The organism is Anaerococcus sp. (genome assembly GCF_030825785.1).
Taxonomy (GTDB): Bacteria; Bacillota; Clostridia; order Tissierellales; family Peptoniphilaceae; genus Anaerococcus.
Map to the genome: position 1 here is coordinate 1 of NZ_JAPJPG010000067.1, position 4,970 is coordinate 4,970.

General features: G+C 34.0%; 9 protein-coding genes. All 9 read left to right on the forward strand.

The features are described from left to right. Positions 1 to 649 (forward strand): class I SAM-dependent RNA methyltransferase (locus tag RCH56_RS07360; protein WP_306484333.1); only part of this gene is annotated, 649 nt, incomplete at its 5' end. Between the two features lie 250 nt (positions 650 to 899). Then, on the forward strand, positions 900 to 1,271 hold the full coding sequence (locus tag RCH56_RS07365) for a helix-turn-helix domain-containing protein (RefSeq protein WP_002834913.1): 372 nt from the start codon (positions 900 to 902) through the stop codon (positions 1,269 to 1,271). Positions 1,272 to 1,273: 2 nt separating this feature from the next. Then, the gene (locus tag RCH56_RS07370; RefSeq protein ID WP_002834912.1) at positions 1,274 to 2,059 is read left to right on the forward strand and encodes an ImmA/IrrE family metallo-endopeptidase; all 786 of its coding nucleotides are present in this window, start codon (positions 1,274 to 1,276) and stop codon (positions 2,057 to 2,059) included. A 72-nt stretch (positions 2,060 to 2,131) separates the two neighbouring features. Further along, positions 2,132 to 2,296 (forward strand): hypothetical protein, encoded by a 165-nt coding sequence (locus RCH56_RS07375; protein ID WP_002834910.1) that lies wholly within the window; start codon positions 2,132 to 2,134, stop codon positions 2,294 to 2,296. 334 nt (positions 2,297 to 2,630) lie between these two features. Then, positions 2,631 to 3,149 carry a sigma-70 family RNA polymerase sigma factor gene (locus RCH56_RS07380; RefSeq protein WP_002834908.1) on the forward strand — a complete coding sequence of 173 codons (519 nt, stop codon included), beginning with the start codon at positions 2,631 to 2,633 and terminating at the stop codon, positions 3,147 to 3,149. Positions 3,150 to 3,343: 194 nt separating this feature from the next. Beyond that, positions 3,344 to 3,508, forward strand: a complete 165-nt coding sequence (locus RCH56_RS07385) for a hypothetical protein (protein WP_002834906.1) — start codon at positions 3,344 to 3,346, stop codon at positions 3,506 to 3,508. Then, the gene (locus tag RCH56_RS07390; protein ID WP_035109048.1) at positions 3,450 to 3,746 is read left to right on the forward strand and encodes a hypothetical protein; all 297 of its coding nucleotides are present in this window, start codon (positions 3,450 to 3,452) and stop codon (positions 3,744 to 3,746) included. Before RCH56_RS07385 ends, RCH56_RS07390 begins: the two co-directional genes overlap by 59 nt. Next, complete coding sequence (locus RCH56_RS07395; protein ID WP_306484334.1) at positions 3,746 to 4,870, forward strand: DUF2800 domain-containing protein; 1,125 nt, start codon at positions 3,746 to 3,748, stop codon at positions 4,868 to 4,870. Before RCH56_RS07390 ends, RCH56_RS07395 begins: the two co-directional genes overlap by 1 nt. Next, a partial coding sequence (locus RCH56_RS07400) for an ssDNA-binding protein (RefSeq protein ID WP_306484335.1) occupies positions 4,860 to 4,970 on the forward strand: 111 nt, incomplete at its 3' end. The genes RCH56_RS07395 and RCH56_RS07400, both read left to right, overlap by 11 nt.

A 4,970-nucleotide genomic window follows, 5' to 3' on the forward strand; every position in this document is an offset into this window, starting at 1 on the left:
AAAGAAAAAAAGAAGCTGCTATCAAATAGTTACAAACTCAAAATTTCATATCAATTTGTTAGACAGAAGAAAGACATATGCAATAAATGGCTATGGCAAGTTAAACTTTAAAATAAAGGATAAAACATTTAAAATCAGTGCAGATGACTTCTACCAAGTAAACCAATATCAAATAGAAAATCTCTATGGTTTAGCAAGAGAATTTTTAGGAGAAAATCAAAAACTCCTAGACCTCTACTGCGGAAGCGCAACAAGCTCCATGTCAATTAACGGTGATCATATAGTAGGGATAGAAATAAACAAAAATGCTATCAAAGATGCCAAAGAAAACGCAAAAATAAATGGTCTAAAAGACTATAAATTTATAGCAAAAAACGCCAAATATATAGATAATAAATTTATCAAAAATGAAAAAATAGATGCCATAACAGTAGATCCGCCAAGGGCAGGACTTGATAAAGAATTAGTAAAAACTATAGCCAAAACAGGTATAGAAAAAATAGTCTATATATCATGTAACCCTCAAACCTTAGCAAGGGACATCAAAAGGTTTATGGATAGGGGCTATAAACTTGATAAAATAAAAGCTGTGGATATGTTCCCACAGACTATGCACGTGGAGAGTGTAGTATTGATGTCAAGAAAATAGAATAACAAGCTATAAGACTGTTGAAATCAATGGCTTTTAGGATTTTAGAAGAAATCTTAAAAGCCATTTTTTTATTTGGAAAACACCTTGTGGGAACATATCAATAGTAAAAATCGTAGGGGTGTGTAGGCAGGATAGATATTTATAGGGAGAGTGAACAGAATAGATATTAGGACTTGACACATCAATTAATAAGTTGTAAAATATAAACAAGTTAGCATATTAGCTAATAAAGTAATAGGAGGTAATCATGAACAATCACGAACTGACTTTTGGGGATTTTATTTCTCAGAAGAGAAAGGATTTAAGAATCACCTTAAAGGATATGGCGGACAGGCTTAATATTTCCTCACCGTATCTAAGCGATGTAGAGAAAGGAAAAAGAGATTCTTTTGACTTAGATAGGTTGAACCAAATTGCTAAAATATTAAACTTGGATGAAGAAGAATCATCCATTATGATGGATTTAGCTGGAAAGCAAAGAAATACGGTGGCACCTGATTTGCCAGAGTATATTTTAAAGACTAAAGGCTTAAGCGTAGCTTTGAGAAAGGCTAGAGACTTAGATGTTAAAGAAGAAGAGTGGATAAAATTCATTGAAGAAATTGAAAAAGAGAGGTAGGCATGTATCAATATAACTTCAACAAATCAAGTACAGGTGCTCCATTTATCACTTTAGATCAAATTGAATCACTGACCGAGCAAATTCTCAATAAATATTGTCCTTCTGCAATCGAGAATTTTGAAGCAGTAGATATTGAGGGACTGGCAGAATTTGATTTAGGGTTTAATGTTGAATATGCCTACTTATCTCATAACGGATGCTATGCAGGGATGATGGTCTTTAATGATGACCAAGTAATACGAACAATGAAAAGCCTAATACCAAATGTTGAAACTGGGCAATGGGAACTAGAATATCTTACAGATAGAGCCAATACTATTCTAATAGATAAGCAATTGGACAATCCAAGAGATAAAGGATTTAGAAGATTTACCCTAGCTCATGAATGTGGCCATGGTGTAATTCATCCGTGTGTATTCTATAGAGATCCAAACCAACTAACTTTTTTTAATGAAGAAGAAAAGCCTGCGTCACTAGCTTGTAGAACTGGCGATGTTAATAAGAAGAAAAATAAACGCTGGGGATTTATGGATACAATAGAATGGCAGGCAAACACATTTGCTTCTTGTCTTTTGATGAATAAAAAAGCGATTATAAAGTATCTATACTATCTAGGTTATGATAAGCACATTAAGGATGAGACTTATCTATTTGATTTCATCATGAAAGTATCAGAGCAATTCCAAGTATCAAAAACAGCAGCATTAGTTCGATTAAAAGTATTAGGCTATGCACCTAATGACTTTGAATTAACAAAAGAACTATATAACGAATTTAGTTTTTAAAATATAGCTTAGCTATATTTTTTTAAGAAAGAAATTAGTAAAGAAGCTAACAAGGAAAGATAAGGAGGTATTATGGAACAAATGGCATGTCCAGTCTGTAAAAAGAGATTTTTTGATGTATCAAGAATTCCTTTAGAGAAAATAGAGATAGCAGCAAAATGTCCACACTGTGGGAAAATCTCAACACTGGAAATATCAAACAAAAATAAGAAAAAACCATACCGAGCAAAGAAGTAAATGTAACTATCAAATGGCCGGATGAGTATTCAAAAGGAAACTCATCTGGCTATTTTTATATTAAGGAGGTGATCCTATAGAAATAAGAAACAAAGAAGGAAAAAGAGTCTGTGATATTAGTGAAGACAAGAAAAAGCTAACTATCAGGCGAGGTAAAAGTACAACCATAGCCTATGTAGTTAAAGGCGAAATTAAAATTTTAAATAAGTAAAAGATATCCGCAAGAACGCTAGACGGCAGTCGGAAAACCAAACCATGGTTTTCTATTGCCGTCTTTTTTTGTTTTTACGGATGGCCTTCTTGCGGATCTAGAGATTTTGCAAGGAGGCAAAAGATGGCAAAGAAAAGATATTTAGAAATAAATGGCAAAGAAATCGAAGTTAGTGAAGAAGTCTACAAAGAATATATGAAACCAATCTGGAGAGAAAAAAAGAGAATCCAAAGAGCCTACAAGAATTTAGAAGAACTACAAGATAAAGACAGAATTAAAACAGTGGCTGAGAAAAATGGAAACTACGTCCAAGCAGGAAGTTTAGAAACAGGCTTTGTCGAAACAAAAGAATATGGTCTTCCCTTATCCCTTGATGTTGCTGAAGAGGAATACGACTTTGAAGTAACTAGCGTTAAAAATACTGAGGAAATAGTAACGTACAAACTTTTAGAAGAAGCATTCTTAGAAGTCATTAGTGAATTTTCTGAAAGAGATAAAAAAGTTCTAAAACTACTTTTCCTCTACGAAATGAAAGAAAGAGAAGTCGCAGAAGTAGTAGGAATATCCCAAAAAACAGTTAATAACATCAAAAATAAGCATTTACCAAAGATTCAAGAAAAATTAAGACCCTGGAAAAAATAATTACTCAAAAACTTACTAGATGTCCTAAGGAATATGAGGGAAGAAGTCTTACTCAAATACAAACAGGATGTCCTAAGAAGTATGAGGAGATACAACTTACTCAAAATGAAGGCAAATGTCCTAAGGAGTATGAGAGGAGAAATCTTACTCAAAAATTTAATGAATGTCCCAAGGAGTATGAAAGGAGGAACAAAGTGGACTTAGTAAAAAACGAACAGATGGCAGAAAGTTTAATAGCCATCTCAATTGTTGCCAAGAAGATAGCTATGGAATTAATGCAACCAGAGAAAGGAGAAAAAAGTGCCAAGAATAAAGCTACTAATGGAAATCAAAGAAGATGCAGAGAATCTTGCATCTAGTATAGGTGTCCTTCTAACAGCACTAGAAAGTGATGAGGAACTACCTAAAGAAGAGAAGGCAAAACAAGAAGAAAAGACCTATGAGATTGAAGATGTTAGAAAGATACTAGCCGACAAATCAAGATTAGGCCATACAGCTAAGATAAGAGAACTCTTAGAAAAGTATGGAGCTAAAAAGTTATCTGAGATTGAACCAAGTAACTATAAAGACTTGGTAGCAGACGTGGAGAAGTTGTAATGGGTGCTCACGCAATACTATCAGCATCATCTTCTAATAGGTGGATTCACTGTCCACCAAGCGTTAGGCTTTCTGAAAAATATGAAGATGAGGTTAGTCCTTATGCACTTGAAGGCACATCGGCTCATGCCTTAGCAGAATATAAACTAAAGAAGTTATTAGGTTTAGATACTAAAGACCCGACAGAGGATTTAGATTTTTATGATGAGGAAATGGATGAGCTAACTGAGGGATATGCTTCATATGTGACAGAAGTAATAAGTAGGTACGAAAGTCCAGCCGTCTTTGTGGAAGAAAGGCTTGACCTATCAGAATATGTTAAGGAGTCCTTTGGAACTGCTGACTGTGTAGTTGTTGGAGGAAAAGAACTTCATGTAATAGATCTAAAGTATGGTCAGGGAGTTTTAGTAGATGCTAGGGAAAATACTCAACTAATGTTATATGGGCTTGGTGCTCTAATTCTCTTTGATGGAATTTATGATATCGAAAATGTAATACTTCACATCTATCAACCAAGAAGATGTAACATATCAACTTATGAAATTAAAAAGACAGAACTATATGAGTGGGGAGAATCTGTACGAGAGATTGCTGAGAAAGCATATAAAGGCGAGGGGGAATTCTCTTGTGGAGAATGGTGCATCTTCTGTAAAGCTAAGAATAAATGTAGGAAAAGGGCAGAAGAAAACCTAAAACTGGCACAAGAAGAATTTATCCTACCACCAGAACTATCTGATGATGAAATTGAAGAGATTCTACCAAGATTAGACGAACTGGAACAATGGGTCAAAGATATCAAGGCTTACGCTTTAGAAAGAGCAATGAAGGGTCATAGATGGAAGGATCTAAAACTTGTCGAAGGTAGGTCTAATAGAAAATACCGAGATGAAGATGAAGTTGTAAAAAAAGTAAAAGAACTGGGATTTAATCCCTTTGAAGAGAAGTTACTTGGCATTACAGCTATGACTAAGTTACTAGGTAAGAAAGTCTTTGATGAAAATATCAGCGACTTATTAGAAAAACCAAAAGGCAAACTTACCTTAGTGAACATTAATGATAAAAGAGAAGAAGTTGTAATTGAAAATGTGAAAGAAGAATTTGGAGGATTTAATAATGCAAAATAAAACAAAAGTAATTACAGGTGAAGTTAGATTATCATATTTTAACGGATGGGAACCAAAGTCAATCAATGGTGGTAAAGAAAGATACTCAGTATCTGTCATT